Genomic DNA, 18,905 nt, shown 5'->3' on the forward strand with positions numbered 1-18,905 from the left:
CTACTCCTTCTTATGATAATAGTAATACATTAAACTAGGGTTAATGCAACAATATCTATAAAAAAATACTAATTTAATGAACAACTAAAATAAAATTGACAGTAAAAAAGTACTTCTATTGTTAAAATTTTATTGAAAGGTGTTCTTTTTATATGGCAAAATAATGATTGAAACATGAAAAAATTAACATAGTTAATGAGGTAAAATAAGCTGGAATAATTAATACTGCAGTGAAATTTAATTTAAGCACCAGTACTATTAAGAGATGAAAACATGAAATAGGAACTAAAGGCGAAGGTGCTTTAGAATGAGGTAATGGAGTTCAAGCTAAAATAATATTAAGAAATTTAAATCTCACGATTGGTTATTTAAAGATCCTGATGATATGAGTTTAGAAGAATTGATAGAAGCATTAAAATTAGAGCGCGCTTTAAAAAAAGCATTTGGCGAGGACTGTTAAGGAAAAGTACTTCGCCATTTTTAATACAAAAAAGTCTTTTTCATTAAAATAGTTTGTAAATACTTAGGAGTATGAAGATATGGTTATTTAAAATGATTAAAAACATGTAAACCTAAATACAAAAACTATGATACAAAATTGCTAACAAGATTATTTATATATATAATCTTTTTAAAAAACGTTATGGCTGCAATATAATTACACTCATGTTAAATAAGTATTTTAAAATAAACTTAAAACCTTGGGTTGTATACAGATATATGAAAATATTAGGCATTTAGGCGATTAAAAGAAAAGAGTGCCCGATTATGATAAATCAGGTCCATTAAGATTTGAAAATATTCTAAACAGAAATTTTAAAGCAAAAAACTTAAAGGAAAAATAAGTTACAAATTTTACTTAAATTAAAAAAGTTCAGAGATGGTTTATTTATCAGTCATTAAAGACTTATACAATTCAGAATTAGTAGATTGAAAACTTTCTAAAATACCTGATAATGAACTTTGTCATACAAACTTAAAATCTGCAATCACAAAGAAAGGTAAACCAAAACTTATTCATTCTGATCAAGGTTCGCCATACACAAACGAAACTTGAAAATATTTATGTGATTCTAATAATATAAAGATTTCTATGTTGAGAAGAGGCAATTCTCCTTATAACGGCACATGTGAATCGTTTTTTGGAACTTTAAAAAACGAGTGTATTTATACTTATAAAGTAAATGAGCTAAAATATTCTAATATATATAATATAATTTCTGATTATATTGAGTTTTATAATTACGTAAGACCTCATTAAAGTATAAAAAAACTCCATACGAAATTCATATGGAGAGAGTATCTTTTAAATGTCAATTTTAATTGACAAATTAATTAAAGTGCTTTTTTTTATTTTTCAATTAATGATTTTTGTGTCATTTCTGATGGTTTATCAACACCAAGTATTTCACAAATCGTTGGTGATACATCTGCTATTGCGGCATCATTTTTTCTTAATTTTAAATTTTTGTCTGTTATTATAATTGGAACTGGTTGACTTGTATGTTTTTTGTTTGGACCACCTTCTTTATCAATCATAACTTCTGCATTTCCGTGATCAGCAGTTATTATCATTGTGTAGTTATTTTCTTTTGCTGCTTCGTAAACTCTTTTTAATTGCTCATCAAGTGTTTTTACACCTTTAATAGTCGCCAGTAGATCCCCTGTGTGACCAACCATGTCACAGTTAGCATAGTTTAAAACAATTAGATCAAATTTATTTTCTGCAATTCTTTTGACTAATCTGTCTGTAATTTCAACAGCTGACATTTCAGGTTTTAAATCATATGTAGCAACTTTTGGTGATGCAATTAAATCAATACTTGCATTTTGCAAAGTAATTTCTTCAGGTTTTGCAAGACCATTTTTAAAGTAATCTTTTCCACCATCAAAGAAGAAAGTTACGTGAGCAATTTTTTCAGTTTCTGCGATTCTTAATTGCTTATAACCTTTGTTACTTAATCATTCACCTAGCCCATTAACTACTTCAATTGGTTTAAAAGCCACGTGTTTTGAAGAAACGCTTTCTGCATATTCCATCATAGATAAGAAATAAATTTTATCTCCAAGGAATGTTAATCCATTAAATGCAGGATCACTTCAAGAAGCATAATTTTTATTAGTAAATGTACTTGCCATCTGAATCGCTCTATCAGGTCTAAAGTTTGTGAATATTACAGAGTCATTTTCTTTAACATAACCATTAGGACAAGAAGAGTTATATGCAGGTAATATACCTTCATCATCTTTTCCGTTTTCATATTGTTCATTAATGTACTTATAAGGATCTTCAAATGATGAAGAATATTTTCTATCAACTAATGATTTATAAGCATCAGCTGTTCTTTCCATTCTTTTGTCCCTGTCCATTGAAAAATATCTACCTGATATTGAACCTATTTGTCCTACTCCGTATTTTTTTATCAATTTATAAAGTTCATCAAGATACTCTAATGCTACTTTGGGTTTTGTATCCCTACCATCTGTAAATAAATGTAAATATATTTCTTTTAATCCAGACTTAGCGGCAGCCTCGAATGCTGCAAACATATGTTTCATATGAGAGTGAACTCCACCGTCTGAAAATAACCCCATTATATGTAAAGCACTATTATTGTTTTTTACATTATCAATAGCACCTATTATTTCCTTATTTGATTCAAATAAATCATCTTTAATTGCTTTATTTATTAATGATAATGATTCATATTTAATTCTTCCTGCACCAAGATGGATATGCCCCACTTCTGAGTTTCCCATTTGGCCTTCTGGTAATCCTACTCACTCCCCACTTGCATGCGCCTCAATTCAAGGATAATCTTTTTTAAGTTGTTCTACAAAGTTCATATTAGCTTTCAATACTGCATTGCCTTCATCATTTCCCGCAATACCCCAACCATCTAATATTGCTAATATAACCGGATTTTTAGTTATCATATTTATTTCTCCTATTTTTAGTTTAATACATATTTTTTAAGTTCTATACCAACAAAACCTTCTAAATTAGAGTAATGTGAAACAACTTTAGCATTATTTTTTGCATTATCACAAGCATTTGTTGGAGATATGCTTAATCCTGCATAACCTAACATTGCAACATCATTTTCTCCATCACCCATTGCTATAATTTCTTCTGGTTTTATTTTTAAGTGATTAGCAATATATTCTAACGCTAATCTTTTATTTACACCTTTTCGAGTAATTTCTCCAGCAAGTGATTGCTCAGATCAAGCTATTTCAAGACCTATCTCTTCTACTTGTTTTTTAAATTTAGAATTTGCATTGAATACGAGTATTTTATAACAATCATACATTTGACATTCATCATTATAAATTAATGCTGGCTTTTCAAAAAGAACTGATTCTAGTTTTATATCTTCAAATTCTTCCGCTGATTTTGTTACATAGCATAAATCATCTTCTATTGTATATGCACATAATACGCAATCCTTATTTTCAGACAATTTTAATAATTCAAATACTGCTTTTGCTTTTATTTTATCCAATGGGAATGAAATTAACTCTTCTTTTTTTATTAAATCATAAATTAACGCTCCATTAAAACCAATTCCTAATGAATGATATTTATTAAATCCAAAAATATCTAATCTATTAAATTTTGCTTTAATGGGTCTCCCTGTTGCAAAAACAACATTTATTTTATTTTCTATCACATCTTTTATTGGTTGAATATTTGAATCAACAAATGCACCTAGAAATTCACATGTTGTACCATCTAAATCTAGAACTACAAGTTTAAATTTGTTCATTTTATTTTCCTCTTATTTTAATAAACCTAAGTATGAGTCAACTTGTAATGAAGCACCTCCAACTAATGCTCCATCAATATCTGGTTGGCTTAGTATTTCTTTTATATTTTCAGGTTTAACACTTCCACCATATTGGATCAATATTACATCACTTACACTTTCATCATAAAGATCTTTTATCATCATTCTTATTTCTTTACAAATATCTTGTGCAATTTCAGGAGTTGCAACTTTCCCTGTTCCTATTGCTCAAATTGGTTCGTATGCAATAACAACCTTTTTAGCATCTTCTTTAGATACGTTTTTGAATGCTTCTGTTATTTGTTTTTTTACTCATTCCTTTGTTTTACCACTTTCATAAGTTTCTAATGACTCACCACAACACAAAATTGGTGTTAAGTTTTCTTTTAATAATGCAAGATTTTTTTTATTAATCATTTCATCATTCTCACAAAAAATATCTCTTCTTTCAGAGTGTCCAATCACAACGTGGTCTACACCAATATTTTTAAGCATTTTAATTGATATTTCTCCTGTAAATGCACCCTCTGCTTCAAAAAAACAATTTTGTGCACTAATGATTAATTTTTTTGCTACTTTTTTAACGTCACTTAACATCACAGATGGAACGGCAATTCCTGCAGTTAAATTATCGCCAATATTTAGTTTTGATTCTACTTCTTTTACAAACTCTACAGCTTCACTGTTTGTTTTAAACATTTTTCAATTTCCGATAATAATATTTTTTCTCATGTGTTTGCTCCTATTTGCTATACCTAATCATTTTAACATTATTAATATAAAACCTAAATAATTATTATACGTATTAGTAATAAAAAAACCTGTAAGTATATACAGGTTATTGTTATTATAATAAACTAGCTGCATCTTCATCCACAATGACGGTTACATCATTATGATTGTTTAAAATAGTGCATGGTCAGTCTAATGATGGTTTTAAATTAAACAAATTTTTTATTGCTTCTGCTTTTTGTTTACCAAATGCTAATAAAACAATTTTTCTCGCATTCATAATTGATTTAAGACCCATTGAAATTGCTTTTTTTGGTACATCATTTTTATTGTCAAAAAATCTAGCGTTTGCTTCAATAGTTTCGCTTGTTAAATCAACAATAGAGGTTACCGAATCAAAACTAGTCCCTGGCTCATTAAAACCAATGTGACCATTTGTTCCAATTCCTAGTACTTGTAAATCAATTCCGCCTTTTGAACTAATTAAATCATCATATTTTGATGCTTCTTCGTTTGTTTTAGTGTGTCCATCAGGAACAAAAGTGTTATCTTTATTAATATTTATATGATTAAAAAGTTCTTCATTCATAAAATATCTATATGATTTTTTATGCTCAGGACCTAAACCAATGTATTCATCAAGGTTAAAAGTTGTAACATTACTTCAATCTATGCTTTCGTCGTTTGATTTTTTTATTAAATATTTATATGTACTAATAGGGGTGCTACCTGTTGCTAATCCTAAAACAGGTTTTGAAGTTGATTTAATTAAATCTAATAAAATATCACCAGCAACTATTCCGCCTTCTTCTTCTGACTTTACAATAATTTTATTCATCTTTTTTTCTCCTTCGTTAATTAAACTTCTTATTCATTATATTATTAAAATCAAAATAATCATAGAGATTATTAATTTTAGTTATATCCAAGTTTAAAGAAGGTATTAATCTTTGCAATATCACATATGTTAAAACTTTATTCTTTCCCCTTATTAAATAATCTTCCTTTTCTGTTTTTAGAATAGTACCGTAATATTCTATATTTACAGTCTTTATTGTTTCATAATTTATTATGTGTTTTACATCTTGATTTTCATCAGTAACATATATTCTATAATTTGAGAAGTAAAAATCAAAGTCCCCAATAAATGAAAAATTAGTTTTATCATAATCTGTTTTAAATATTTTGTGTAAAGTAACATTAGATTGTAATAATGATATTTTTTCTCTACGTTCAAGATTAAACTTTACTGGAAACTCTTTCATAGGTCTTCAAGAAGTAAAAACTAATTCTTCTATATCAATTATAAACTTTTCTTCATTAGCATTTATTTCTAGGTCAAGTTTTCTAATATTTTTCTTAAGTGAGTTTATGAACTTTTCTGTAATAGAGAAGTTTTTATTAATTCATCTCCACAATACTCAGTGTTTAAAATAAACAAACTCTTTTTTTTCCTTAATTCTTTTTTCGATCATTAAAATATAAAACTTTGGTTTTCTATTCAGATTATATTCATCAAAATATTTAAGTCATTTTGATCTTTTTAAATAGAAGTTTAATTCTAATGTTGTTCTAAAAAACATAATTCTCCTTAATGTTAGTTATATTATAGATTATTTGAGTCCTACTACTAAATCATTTACTAAATCAATTCGCTTTGAGTTTGGTTCTTTATTTAAACCTGGCATACTCATAACTTTGTTGGTGTACACTACTATAAATCTAGCGCCAGTATTAACTTCTAGGTCTTTTACTTCCATTGTATAGAAATCAGATTTTAAATCATTTCCATCAATTGTGGAGAATGACTTAACCATACATATAGGATAATCTTTATACTTTGAGTTTTTCAAATTATTTATTTTTGCACTTGCAGTTTCTGATATCTTGAAGTTTTCTAAATAGTAAAAGTTTTTTATTACTTTTTCAATCTTTAAATCAATAGGATCATTATTATTTATAAGTTTCTTAAATGTAAATTCCATATTAGCAACTTCATTAACTTTTTCTGCTAACTTCTTAGCTCCTGACGCACCTTTCTCATAAGCTTCATTTACTTCATAAAAATAATTTTTTCTTGATAATCAATCTTTTAATTCTTTAAGTTGATTATCATTATCACCATCTATAACATTAATTGCAACTACTAAGTTTAGGTTATACGATGTAATATGTTTTAAATGTTGTTCTAGATGTTTAAAATCATTTTCAAAATCTTTATGTAGATTAAGCGCTCTTAGTGTTATAACCAAAACTACGCAACTTGGAATTAGGTCATTATAATAATTTATAACATTCATAAACTTTTCGAATCCTAAATCACTCCCAAAACCTGATTCAACAACACAATAATCACCGAGAGTTAGTCCTAGATTTGTAGATATTATAGAGTTAGTTCCTGTTGCAATATTGGCGAATGGTCCACAATGTATAAATGAAGGAGTTCCATATTTTGTTAAAACTAGATTAGGTTTCATTGCTTCTTTAAGAATCACCATTAATGTGCCAACAATTGCTAAATCTTTTACAAATACTTCTTTACCATCAAAAGTATATCCCACTAAAGCTTCATTTAATCTATTTCTTAAATCTTTTTCATTAGTTGACAAACTAAGAATTGTCATTATATTACTTGCAGCGGTGATTGTAAATTGTTCTTTCCTCTTAATCGTTTTATTTATTGATATTTCAATTTCTCGTAAAGCTCTATCATTTAAATCTAGACATCTTTTTCAAACCACTTTACTTGGATCGATATTTAATTTTGATTTTCAATATATTTCAGAGTCAATTGTTGCTGATATTAAATTATTCGCAGTTGTTATAGCATGAATATCTCCGGTAAAATGTAAATTAATATCTTCAACAGGTAATACTTCACTTTCTCCTCCACCAGTAGCAGTACCTTTTCTACCAAAGACAGGGCCCATTGAAGGTTCTCGTAAAGCCAAAATAGTTTTTTTGCCTATCAAATTTAATCCATCAGATAAGCCTATTGCCGTTGTTGTTTTGCCTTCGCCAGCTGGTGTAGGATTAATTGATGTCATAAGTATCAATTTTCCTTTTTTATTAACTTTAATATTACTTGCATTGACTTTTGCAATATTCTTCCCATACAAGTTATAATCAGATTCTTTTAAATTAAAACTTTGTAAAACTTCCATTATTTTTTCCATTATAATCACCTTTGTAATCTATAGAAAGGAATTAATTTATGAGTGCTAAGATAATAGACGGAAAGTTGCTATCTCAAAAATTAAATTCACATCTTAAAATTAGTATAGCCCAAAATAAAGGTGTTAGGGCACCAAAATTAACTATTTTACAAATAGGTAACAATCCTGCTAGTAATAAATATATAAAAAACAAACTAAACTCTTGTAAAAGTGTTGGGATTGATGCAGAGGTCTTAAAATTTGATAATAATATAAAAGTAAATGAGTTAGAAAAAACTATTTTAAGTCTTAATAAAGATAAAAATGTTGATGGCATTCTTGTGCAATTACCTCTCCCAAGTCACATTGATGAAAAATTTATTAATAATTTGATTGATGTTACAAAAGATGCTGACGGATTTAATCCACAAACACTTGGTAATGTCCTACTAGATAACACACAAATTTATCCAGCAACGCCTAATGGAATTGTAAAACTATTAGAATCAGAAAACATTAATTTAGTCGGATCTAATGTAACCATAGTTGGAAGAAGCAATATTGTTGGTAAACCTCTTGCAACAATGCTAATAAATAGAGAAGCAACTGTGACCATATGTAACAAAAAAACAAAAAATTTAGCTAAGGTTTGTAAAAGAGCCGACATATTAATTAGTGCAGCTGGTAGTTCAAAACTTATAACTAGAAAATTTGTGCATAAAAATATGACTGTGATTGATGTAGGCGCTAACTTTGTTAATGGTATATATTGTGGTGATGTTGACTTTGAAAAAGTCTCTAAAATTGTTAAATACATAACTCCTGTTCCTGGTGGAGTCGGCCCAATGACAATTGCTTGTTTGATAGAGAATGTATACAAACTATATAAAAATTACTATCATAAAAATAACTCTAAATAGTTTTAAATAAGTCTTCCATCGGGAGTCTTTTTTTATTTTTTAAAAAGTTAGTATTCTGTTCTTCTAATCTTTTTCCAATTGCACAAACTAGTGCAATAGTCTCATTCTTTGAATTATATACTTTATGCTTATTAAATACATCATTTACTTTATCAGTTAGAAATCCTTCGATAGGACATGAGTCTAAATCTAATTCTTTTATAACTGGCATAATGCATCCTAATGTAATATAGCATTGTCTAATAGCTCACTCCTCGTATCTGATTTTTCGATCATCAACAACTATTTTTAAACCATTTGTAACTCTTTCTATTCTATTATCATTACCATCTGCAAGTCATCTTATTTGATTCTTTATATAATAATTTCTTAAATAATCTTCTTTATTTACTGTTCATACTAATAATCCACTCGAACTAGTTATTGAATCTTGATTCCAGCAAATTGGAGAAAGTTCTTCTCTAATATCAATATTACTTACGTAATAGACCTTGAAAGGCTGTAAATTAAATGATGTTGGTGACATTCTAATGGTTTCAAAAATTTTAATAATATCTTTACTGCTAATTTTAAAATTTTTATTAAAGTTTTTTATTGATCTTCGCTCTATAATAAGTTCTAATACTTTACTCATATTTCTAATTAAGTTTGAAAATAAACTTACCTTTCTCATCATCAAATATTTTGCCATCACCGTTTATTGATAGTCTGTTTTTGTATATTTGTATTTCAATTTCACTATATGGCTTTTCAAAATAATCATTATCTTTATAATAATCACTGACCTTTATTACTCTCTGGTTTTTGCTTCCTATCAATCTTCTTTTATAATCTAGTTGTTTAAAAATAAATGGGCCGTCAATAATTATGTCCATGTAACTTATTATGCTTTTATAATCTATTAGTAACTTTTCATATAAATAACCAGTAAAACAAATTACAGTTAAGTTGTTTTCTTTACATCACTTGGATAGCTCTTCAATTCCGTCTGGTTGCATAAATGGTTCTCCACCAAGTAGCGTTATACCCTCAATATTATATTTATTTTTTGCATATAAAATTCTTTCTATAAGAATATCAACAGATACAAATATCTTTTTTTCAAAAGGTAAAAGTTCTTGATTTGAGCAATTTTTACAATTTATATTACATCCTTGTAATCAAATGACAAATCTATTACCCGGTCCTTCAATCTCACTACATAAAAGAAATTTTGCTATATTTAAACTAGCCAACTAAATTAAACTCCAAATGGTTATCCAATATTATTGCCTGAATTTTTGACCCCGGTTTTAGTATTGTTAAATTCTTAAAAATATATTCAGACAGTCTATCTACAAGATTAGTTTCTATTGAGTTCAATACATCTCTTCCACCTCTTCTATCATCAGCGTTTTTTAATAGGATATTTAATATATCTTTATTATTTAAATCAATACTAAAATCACAACCATACTTCTCATAAATAGCAGCTTTTAAAGGTTGTAGTTTTTGTTTTACGATTTTACCTTTTAATTCTATGTCTCTTATGAAATTAAAAGGTATAATATTATTTCCAAATCTACCAAGTAGTTCCGGTCTGTTTAATTCGTATGTAAAGTGATCTTGTACTTTTTTAATAAACTGATTATGAACTTCTTGAGGTTCTAAGTCTGGCATTACTTCAGAAGCACCAATATTCGAAGTAAATATTATAAAAGTTTCACTAAAACTAATTGTTTGACCCGTGTTATCTGTCAATCTACCGTCTTCTAATATTTGTAAAAATTTATCAAATATTTTTGGACTTGCTTTTTCAATTTCATCAAATAAAAGTACTGAGAAAGGTTTCTCTTTTATAGCATTGGTTAACTGTCCACCACCTTCGAATCCTACATATCCAGGAGGTGCTCCAATAAGTTTTTGATCAGAGTTTTCTTGTCCATACTCAGACATATCAAATCTAATTAAATTTGACTCATCATTAAATAAAAATTTTGTAATAGCTTTTGCTAACTCTGTTTTTCCTGTTCCAGTTGGACCGACAAAGAATAAAGTACCTTTTGGTTTACTTCTTTTTGATGAATAGGTAATACCACTTAGACCTGTGAATGCTTTATAAATAACTTTTGCAACCTTATTTACAGCTTCATTTTGCCCTATAACTTTATCTAATAGTTCTTTTTTTATATTCAACATTTTTTCATAGCTTAGTTCTTCTCAAGGTGAAGTCTTTTCACCAAAGCTATAAATATTAAACAGCTTGTTAAACTCCAATGAAACTTCAAAGTTGCAAGAAAATTTAACAAAATGTGAAAGTTCTATTATTGTTCAACCTTCTGTTGCATCGATAATATTCTCAAACTCTGTTGAAATATCAGTTACTCTTATTAAACTTTTAACAATTGTCAAAAACCTTTTTCTTTCGTCTCTACTTGGTTTAGGCAAAGTTATAATTGATATTTCTGGATTATCTAAATATAAACTTGGAGGTAACTGATTAATTTTTTTAGTGATAAAAATTACACAACTACTTAATTCATCTACCTTAGATAATTTAAAGTTAGTTTCTTTCAAAGATTTACTAAACTCCGTTAAAGCCTTTCTATCATCAACTTCGAGAGTTTGATCACTAAAAACAAAATCAGAGTAGTCTATAATAAATCCAATCTTTTTTTCATCTTCTCTATTCAAATTTTTGCAAAGAATATTAAAAAAATCAGTAGGTTTTTTTAAGTGAAGTTCATCTTCATTTTTTTCTCCTGATTCACCAAAAAGTTCTTGATAATCATCTACCACGCCATTACCACTTGACTCATTACTCATTAATAAGCTTTGTAATTTTTTACCTTTTATACCAATATTTTGATCATAAATATATTTATCACTTAAATTTTTTGCATCAAATATTTTGAATATACATTCTTGAATAGAAATATAACTATTATCAAACTCAAATATATCGTCGACATTACCTTCTAAGATAATGGCTTTTTTAATTCCTACTAAGTTTTTTAACTGTGTTAATTGTTTTTGAGTACTCATATTTTACCTACTTTTCTTTTTTATCTTGTTTTTGTTTAACTTTCAATTTAGCTTCTTTAATAAAATTAGGTTCTCTATAGACTTTTTTATATTCATCACTATGTAATATATTATACTCTCTTAACTTTTTCAAAAATGCTTTAGCATCTTCATCATGTTCGTGTTCTTCAAAACCTTCTCAATTATAAATCAAACTACCATCAAACTTAACAGCAAAATCAGCTGTCTTACCATCTTTATTTGTGGCATGTATAACTACTATGTTTTTTTCTTTTATTTTTCTTATATCATTTTCATTAACTATATATCCTATATCAGTAACAGCTTTTATTATTTTAGTAATGTTATCTCTTCTAATACTTTCATTTTCTGCTCGTTTTAAAAAGTTTTTATAAAATCTTAACAAAGTATCTCTTGAGTTAGATTTTTCAAGTACATTTTTCATTTCTTCTTTTAAGATATTAATTGTCTCAATATCATTCTTGTATATTTCTATTGCTGATGAAATAATTTCTTTTTCGATTACTTTACTATAATCATTTTCTTGAACCATAGATTTTTTTAATAAACTTATAACTTCTTCGTTGTTTAAATTAATTAAAACTTCTTTTTTATCTTCAAAGAAGTTTTTGATAAACAATTTATCTGTATCTTGTTCATAAGAAATCATAAGTTTATGTTCAAGTTCTTTAAGATTGTTCAGTTTATTAATATTTAAAGACTGAAAAATCATATCTTGTTCTTTTGATACAATATCTCTTTTTAAGGAGAATGCTTCTAACTTCAGTTCGGCAAGTAAATCTCTTGTTCCTTCTGCATATTTTTGAATTTCGTTGTATGTCTCAATAGCTATATGTGTATCTTTATTCATCTCACGGTCAATAGTATTTTTTTTAAAATCTTCTTTTTGCTTAACTAATTTATCTATCAGCGATAAAATTTTATCTTCATAAAATTTTGAATTATCAATTCTCTTACAATTTGCTAATAAATTTTTTATATAAACTATTAAAGATTCAATTTCTGTTGCAATAAAGCTAAAATGTTTTTCACAATTAAGTAGAATTTCTTCTGCGGTCATGCTCATACTAAACTTCTCCTAACTCTTTTCTTATTTCTGAAAGAATACTTGGTTTATAATCAAATTTTGTACCAAATATTATTTTAAGTGCTTTTTTTAATTTACTCTCATTGTTAATTATGAGTTGTTGTGTTTCTAAACTTTCTTTATCCTTTAATTTCAACAAGAAAAATTTTATCTCTACTGGAGTTGACTCATCTCACGTTTTCAAATGATCATTTAATTTTTTTTCCAACTTGCCAATATAATTAGCAGCTATATAAAATATTTTATACTTTATTTGATTCTTGTCTAATGTACTAAAATAACTAACTTGATAATTAAACATATCTTTATAAAATTCTTTTAGTATCTCTGCAAATACTTCTAAATAATCTATATACTTTTTATTTATTACTAAATAATTATTTAAAATATTATAAAAATTATCTATAAATTCATAATAAATGTCTTCTGCAAGTGCAAAATTTTCCTTATACAAATATTTAATCATTGTTGCGATCATATTAAGAGTTCTAGAATGACTAATGTAGGATTCAGAATTTTTGTACTTATTTTCATCAAAGTTATTTTCCCTTAAATTATTTTTAAAATAATTTAATAATATATTTAAACAATCATTTATATTTAACTCTCAACCATCAATACCTTTTGTGAACAAATAATCAATTAGTTTATATGTTAGATTTATATCTAATTTCATTTCTATAGATTCAATTATCTTTAAAATACTTGTTTTACTATTAATATCAATTTTACTTATAAGAGATAATTTTTTATCATCGTCGTGCTTACTTAAACAAATAGCAAGCGCTTTAGGAGTTATATCTTTTACAATTCTTTGAAGTTCAATGTTTTTTGATTTCTTAATATAACTTTTAAAACTATTAAAATCATCAACTAAATTATTTGACTCAGATATAAATTTTATTATACTGTTTTTAGCCTTATCAATTAATCCAAATCTATCTAGCAACTTAAAATATAACTCAGATATTAAATAATCTTGACTGATTAAGTTGTTATAAAATATATTTTCCAACTCTATAAAGTAATTTTCTAACACATTGTGAATATTAAGTTCTTTAACCTTTGCAAGATATGTTACAGGAAAACTAGTTTCTAATTTATCTAAATATATTTTTGAAACTAAAAAAGATTTAATTTTATCCTCGTTACTTAAATAAGTAAAAGTTGTTTCTTTTAAAAAATCACTATTTAGTGCTCCAACATAATAAAATATTTTATTATTTTTGCGAATAACATCGTTACTATTTCTTTTTGAATTGTAAAAAATTATGTATTCCATGTTTTTAAATAAATCGTTGTTTTTTAATAAATCTTCATGCGATAGAATATGTTGATCATTAACAAGAAGTAAATTTCAATTTGAGTTTACGTTTATGTTTGATAATAAATCAACTTCTTTATAAAAATTATTTTTGTTATTAATATCATTTAACATAAATACATTATCTAAACTTTGATTGTATTGTTTTAGAATTGTTTTTATAAATTCATACTTTAATTCTTTATCACTATTAAACATTATTTCAAGATCATTATTATTTACTCTTATTTTAAATGAACCATCTGTATAAAACTCAACAGAAGACTCACACGCAATATTTTCTTTCTTTATTAATTTTTCTATATTTCCAAAGCTACTAATATCTTGTTGCTCCATTGTTAATATATCTAAAACATTTGGGTTATTACCGATGACATCATTATTATTTTTTATAAAACTTATTACAGTTTCATATATTTTTTCTTTACTAAAGAAAGATTTATTTATCAGGTTTTGTTTTAACTTGTAACTCAGTTTAACTTTTGGTAACTTTCTAACTCAGTTTATTTCTTTAGTAAGTTCTGGTTCTTTAGTTATTGGGTCAAAAAAATACTTAATATCATACAACTTATTGCTATTTGATATCACGAAAGACTCACTATTAAAGCTTTTTCTAATATCATCTTTGATAATAAAATTATTTATAGATAAACTAATGTTAGATTCCCCTACAGATAAAGTTAATTCTTTAAACTTTATTATTTGAAAAGAGATTAAGTCTCTTAGTGCTTTTTCAAATAATATTTGATTTTTAATGTTGAAATCTACTTCTAAAATTTCTTTTAAAGTCTTTCTATCATCTTTATACTCAAGTAAAATGGAAAGAATTAAAAATTCTACAAAAGTTGGTTTTCTAGTTTCGGAAAACTTTATTTTTATAGCTAAGAAAAATTTCTCGTATAATATCTCAACTCTATCAAAAATCATACTTTAATCTCCTATTACGTCTTTTGACTTAAAAAAACAATTTCTATAGTCAAGTAAATTTATTATATCCGTATATACTTCTTGGCTATTTGTAACATCTGGATTTGCTATAGTTGGTATTTTAACCATTACATCTTTAACCATTCTTTCTGCACCAACTATAATTAGCAACTCTCTAGCCCTTGAGAATGCAACGTTAATTCTTTCATATTTTTTTAAAAACTCTCTACCTTTAGTTACTGAAATTTTTTCAGCGTTTCTTACAAGGTTTACAATTACATAATCGGCTTCTTTACCTTGAAAATCATCAACTGTGTTTATTACGAGATCAAAATTTTTGAATAGACTTTTTTTTATTATTCTATTTAATTTATTTACTTGTAATGAATAAAAACTAATAACGGCAATAGACGGTTTTTTTAACTTATTTTGTTTTTCTAAACTCTTATCAATCTTTTTTAATAGACTTTTAGTAATTTCAATTTCTAACTCATTAAATAGACTAGTAGAATATTCTTCGCTTTGTTCGTAGAATATATTGTTATTAATATCATAAGATGAATCTATTCAATAAACAGAACTCCTTGAATCAATAATAGAGTTTTCAAATGCATTTTTTATTACTAAATCATGCTTTTTAATTTCACTTACACCTTCATCGACATTAAGATTATTTTCGTAGAATTTATTTACTACCTCCATTATTTGTTTGTGACTTCTGTATTGAGTTCTTAACATTGTAGTTATAGAATTATTATTTGCACTAATTAACTTTTTAAAAATGGATTCATTTAATAGATTATTTAAATCTATGTAACTATAATCTTTGTTAAAATATTTATTAACTTCATCAACATGACTTGATTTAAGTTTTAAAATTGGAGGTAACTGTCTATAATCTCCAACAAGAATTAAACTTTTACCGTAAACTAGTGGCATTAATATTTCTAATAGTGTTGCTTTTGACGCTTCATCTATTATAACAACATCAACATCAAGTGTTTTAACATTTATTTCTTCTAGTCCAATTTTTTTTGCTGTTTGATCTTTTTTATATCTAAAGATATTTGAAGATGTAAGAGTCATTGCATAAATATTTATTAAGCTATTTATAATTGTTTGTGTATACTTTTTACCTTCGACATACATTTGTGATGTAAATTTATTGGTTGGTAAATCTTTATCAAAATTATCATCTATTAAATAATTTTCTTTTAAATAATTAATAATACTTTTGTACAAGCTAGAATTATTTTCAAATCTATTCTTACTATCTAATAAGTTTTTTTCTATTTTATCCAACTCAGCTTTAATAACTAAGTCTAAGTCTATATCAGTTACACCTAAGTTAAGATTAAACTTTTTATTCACAAACTTAATTAAATCTCGTAAGTCTTTTGTATTTGTATTTAATGAGTCATTAATTTTATTTATTTTAACTAAAACTTTATTTTTTTCAATCTCTAATAACTCACTATCTTTATTTATTTGTTCTTGGTTTTTATATGTTTCCATATTTGCTTGAAGTCTTATTTTTTCAATTTTAAGTTCATCTATTATATTGTCATATAATGTTATTAATTCCTTAAATACTAAATCATTATTTACTATTTGGAAAAGACCATTTAATCTACTTTCTTCATTTTTAAGCAACTCTACTTCAAATGTTTTCTTATAACTTTGTATTAAGATTTTTGATTGTTTAATACTTTTAAAAAGTTCGCTCTTTTCAAATACTTCTTTATTTATCAAAGTTAAAAGATTGTAGTAGTTATTATCATTAAGACTATAATCAATATCTGTATACTTAAGAATAAAATTTTTAAGTTCTAACTTAAAATGCTTATCAAAAAATGAAACTAGGTTCTCAGAAAAAGAAACAACACTATCAAAACTTTTTTCCTCTAATGAGTATATTAAGTTCTCAATAGTAAATAAATCTTCTTTCAGAGTATTGATAAGTTTTTTATAATCAAGAGTCGTTAGGTTAATCTCTTTAATCTTATCATTAATAACACTTAGCTCTTTTTTTAGTTCTCTTATTTCTTTATTGTCTTTATGAAAACTTTTTTCTAAAATTATAAGACTCTCTAATTTTTGTTTTATAAAACTAAACTCTTTAAGAGATGAATTGCTATTATTTATATCATCAAACATTTTTTTGGCAATTGATCTATAATAGTTATACACAACTCTTTCAGGAGAAAAATTATTAGCAGCTGATGATTTAGTATTTAATTGATTAACTAATCTAACTCTGTTAATGTTTGGATCGATTGGCAATCTATCTACAACATTTTTAATAGCTTCATGATTTTGACTAGATAATAATATTTTTTTTTCTTCTTTAGAAAGTTGGTATATAATTTCACAAATAACTTGTGTTTTACCTGTTCCTGGCGGACCTTGTAAAATAAAAACATCTTTTGTATTTACAGCTTTGCAAACAGCATCTTTTTGTTCTTTATTTAACTTAAAATAGAAATCTTTATCATCAATAACCTCTTCATCACTACTTTCTGATAGTGATATTAACTTTGTATTAAATAAATAGTTAATTAAATAAGGATTCTTTGTATTACCATCAGATATTCTTTTTAAAACTTGTCTTGATCTTTCAATCAAAACATCATCTCCAAATCCTAAATATGATATATATCCTGAGTTCAAATAATCTATATTGTTTTTTATATTAAAAAAATCTAATTCTACTTCTTGACTTAATTCATAACTCATTTTATAAACTTTATAATCATCCATTTCTGTAGGATACTTAGAAATGTATTTATTAAATATCAATTCTCCACCAAGAACTATATCTTTATTAAGCTTTCAATAGTTTTTAAGAGATACTTCTTCTTGGGATATTCCTATCATCAATTGTAGTGGTACAATTCGGTTTTGATCACTTTGATTTATTAAATCAAAATCAAATAACGTTTCAATATTTTCCAAAAGATTATGTGTATTCAAAATATTTTCATTATAGGATAATGGCAAAACATACAAATCTTGTGTTTTTTTTAATTTATTAATCTTATTAATATTATCTGATAATACATCAAAGGTAACAACTTTGGTTTGGTCAAAATTAATATTAAGCGATGATAAAACACTTACTGCTTCTTGTTTTAAAAATATAAAACTTTTTGTCTTATAATTGTTAAGGACAAAGTCTTGCAAATCATTTGTATATAAAATTTTGTCTATTTTAATAACATTATTTGTTACTGCGCCAAGAAAAGGCAACGAATTTTTTCTCTGAAGTTTTAATAAATCTTCACAAAAATCTAAATAATTTAATCACTTGTATTTCTCTTCTTCAAATGTTGATAAAAGTTTTCCAATGCTTAGTAATGTACTTGAATTTAATATATTTCTTCTTAATACTTCATCAACTGGCACTTGATTTTTGTGTCTAAGTACAAAAATTGTTGTTTCATCAATTGTAGTTTCAAATTCTTGTGCTATAGGTTTTAATCTAGTGATAAATATTGAGGCAACAGTTAATGTAGCATCTTTTGGATCTATATTTACAAAAAACCCTAGATAAGTTCCTTTCTTAAAAAAAGATTGATTATGTGTATCAAGCTCAAGTCTTATTATTCCATCATACGTTTCCTTTAATGAGTCTTTTTTTGATATAACTCTGGTTTTATTGTCTATTAAACAAATAAAACTTTTTTTTACCAGTGATTGCTTCAAGAAGTTTAAAAACTCATTGTATGTATTTACACCACTTATTTCTAACTGTACCACTATGTTATCTAGTCCTAATAAATTATCTTTGAATTTCACATTCTGCATAAATGAGAAATCAAATATTAATTCTTTATTTTCTTCATTTTTTATTATACTTGGCACATTTGACACATCCAATCATGTAAAGTTATTTTAATTATAACAAATTAAACTTGATTACAA

General features: G+C 25.8%; 14 protein-coding genes. 2 read left to right on the forward strand and 12 right to left on the reverse strand.

The annotated features are described in order from the left end of the window. The first annotated feature begins 880 nt into the window (after positions 1-880). Complete coding sequence (locus tag SCORR_RS04560; RefSeq protein ID WP_094049598.1) at positions 881-1,261, forward strand: DDE-type integrase/transposase/recombinase; 381 nt, start codon at positions 881-883, stop codon at positions 1,259-1,261. Positions 1,262-1,350: 89 nt separating this feature from the next. Here SCORR_RS04560 and gpmI read toward each other — a convergent pair whose 3' ends face one another. The 6 genes from gpmI to SCORR_RS04590 all read right to left on the reverse strand — a co-directional run bounded on the left by gpmI (position 1,351) and on the right by SCORR_RS04590 (position 7,699). Continuing rightward, complete coding sequence (gene gpmI, locus SCORR_RS04565) at positions 1,351-2,937, reverse strand: 2,3-bisphosphoglycerate-independent phosphoglycerate mutase (RefSeq protein ID WP_094049600.1); 1,587 nt, start codon at positions 2,935-2,937, stop codon at positions 1,351-1,353. A 17-nt stretch (positions 2,938-2,954) separates the two neighbouring features. After that, entirely contained in the window at positions 2,955-3,770 is an 816-nt protein-coding gene (locus tag SCORR_RS04570) for an HAD-IIB family hydrolase (RefSeq protein ID WP_094049602.1), read from the reverse strand. A 12-nt stretch (positions 3,771-3,782) separates the two neighbouring features. Then, positions 3,783-4,523 carry a triose-phosphate isomerase gene (tpiA, locus tag SCORR_RS04575; RefSeq protein WP_094049904.1) on the reverse strand — a complete coding sequence of 247 codons (741 nt, stop codon included), beginning with the start codon at positions 4,521-4,523 and terminating at the stop codon, positions 3,783-3,785. Positions 4,524-4,638: 115 nt separating this feature from the next. Continuing rightward, on the reverse strand, positions 4,639-5,361 hold the full coding sequence (gene nagB / locus SCORR_RS04580; RefSeq protein WP_094049604.1) for a glucosamine-6-phosphate deaminase: 723 nt from the start codon (positions 5,359-5,361) through the stop codon (positions 4,639-4,641). A 16-nt stretch (positions 5,362-5,377) separates the two neighbouring features. Further along, positions 5,378-6,106 (reverse strand): hypothetical protein, encoded by a 729-nt coding sequence (locus SCORR_RS04585; RefSeq protein WP_094049606.1) that lies wholly within the window; start codon positions 6,104-6,106, stop codon positions 5,378-5,380. Positions 6,107-6,136: 30 nt separating this feature from the next. After that, positions 6,137-7,699 (reverse strand): formate--tetrahydrofolate ligase, encoded by a 1,563-nt coding sequence (locus SCORR_RS04590; protein ID WP_094049607.1) that lies wholly within the window; start codon positions 7,697-7,699, stop codon positions 6,137-6,139. Positions 7,700-7,737: 38 nt separating this feature from the next. Here SCORR_RS04590 and SCORR_RS04595 point away from each other — a divergent pair, with 38 nt between their 5' ends. Continuing rightward, complete coding sequence (locus tag SCORR_RS04595; RefSeq protein WP_094049609.1) at positions 7,738-8,598, forward strand: bifunctional 5,10-methylenetetrahydrofolate dehydrogenase/5,10-methenyltetrahydrofolate cyclohydrolase; 861 nt, start codon at positions 7,738-7,740, stop codon at positions 8,596-8,598. Here SCORR_RS04595 and SCORR_RS04600 read toward each other — a convergent pair. From SCORR_RS04600 to SCORR_RS04625, 6 genes are read right to left on the reverse strand one after another with little or no spacing between them, the layout of a single operon-like run. Continuing rightward, positions 8,591-9,274: a nitroreductase family protein gene (locus tag SCORR_RS04600; protein WP_169709046.1), complete on the reverse strand. Its 684-nt coding sequence runs from the start codon at positions 9,272-9,274 to the stop codon at positions 8,591-8,593. The genes SCORR_RS04595 and SCORR_RS04600 overlap by 8 nt on opposite strands. After that, positions 9,237-9,833: a 4Fe-4S single cluster domain-containing protein gene (locus tag SCORR_RS04605; RefSeq protein WP_094049613.1), complete on the reverse strand. Its 597-nt coding sequence runs from the start codon at positions 9,831-9,833 to the stop codon at positions 9,237-9,239. The genes SCORR_RS04600 and SCORR_RS04605 overlap by 38 nt, the downstream gene beginning before the upstream one ends. Next, a complete protein-coding gene (locus tag SCORR_RS04610) occupies positions 9,826-11,622 on the reverse strand; it encodes an AAA family ATPase (protein WP_094049615.1) in 1,797 nt (598 codons plus the stop codon). Before SCORR_RS04610 ends, SCORR_RS04605 begins: the two co-directional genes overlap by 8 nt. A gap of 7 nt (positions 11,623-11,629) precedes the next feature. After that, entirely contained in the window at positions 11,630-12,709 is a 1,080-nt protein-coding gene (locus SCORR_RS04615; RefSeq protein ID WP_094049617.1) for a hypothetical protein, read from the reverse strand. Between the two features lies 1 nt (position 12,710). Next, the gene (locus SCORR_RS04620) at positions 12,711-14,981 is read right to left on the reverse strand and encodes a hypothetical protein (protein ID WP_094049619.1); all 2,271 of its coding nucleotides are present in this window, start codon (positions 14,979-14,981) and stop codon (positions 12,711-12,713) included. A gap of 3 nt (positions 14,982-14,984) precedes the next feature. Then, on the reverse strand, positions 14,985-18,845 hold the full coding sequence (locus SCORR_RS04625; protein WP_094049621.1) for an AAA domain-containing protein: 3,861 nt from the start codon (positions 18,843-18,845) through the stop codon (positions 14,985-14,987). Positions 18,846-18,905 lie beyond the last annotated feature (60 nt).

Origin of the sequence: Spiroplasma corruscae (assembly GCF_002237575.1) — a bacterium.
Classification (GTDB): Bacteria; Bacillota_I; Bacilli_A; order Mycoplasmatales; family Mycoplasmataceae; genus Spiroplasma_A; species Spiroplasma_A corruscae.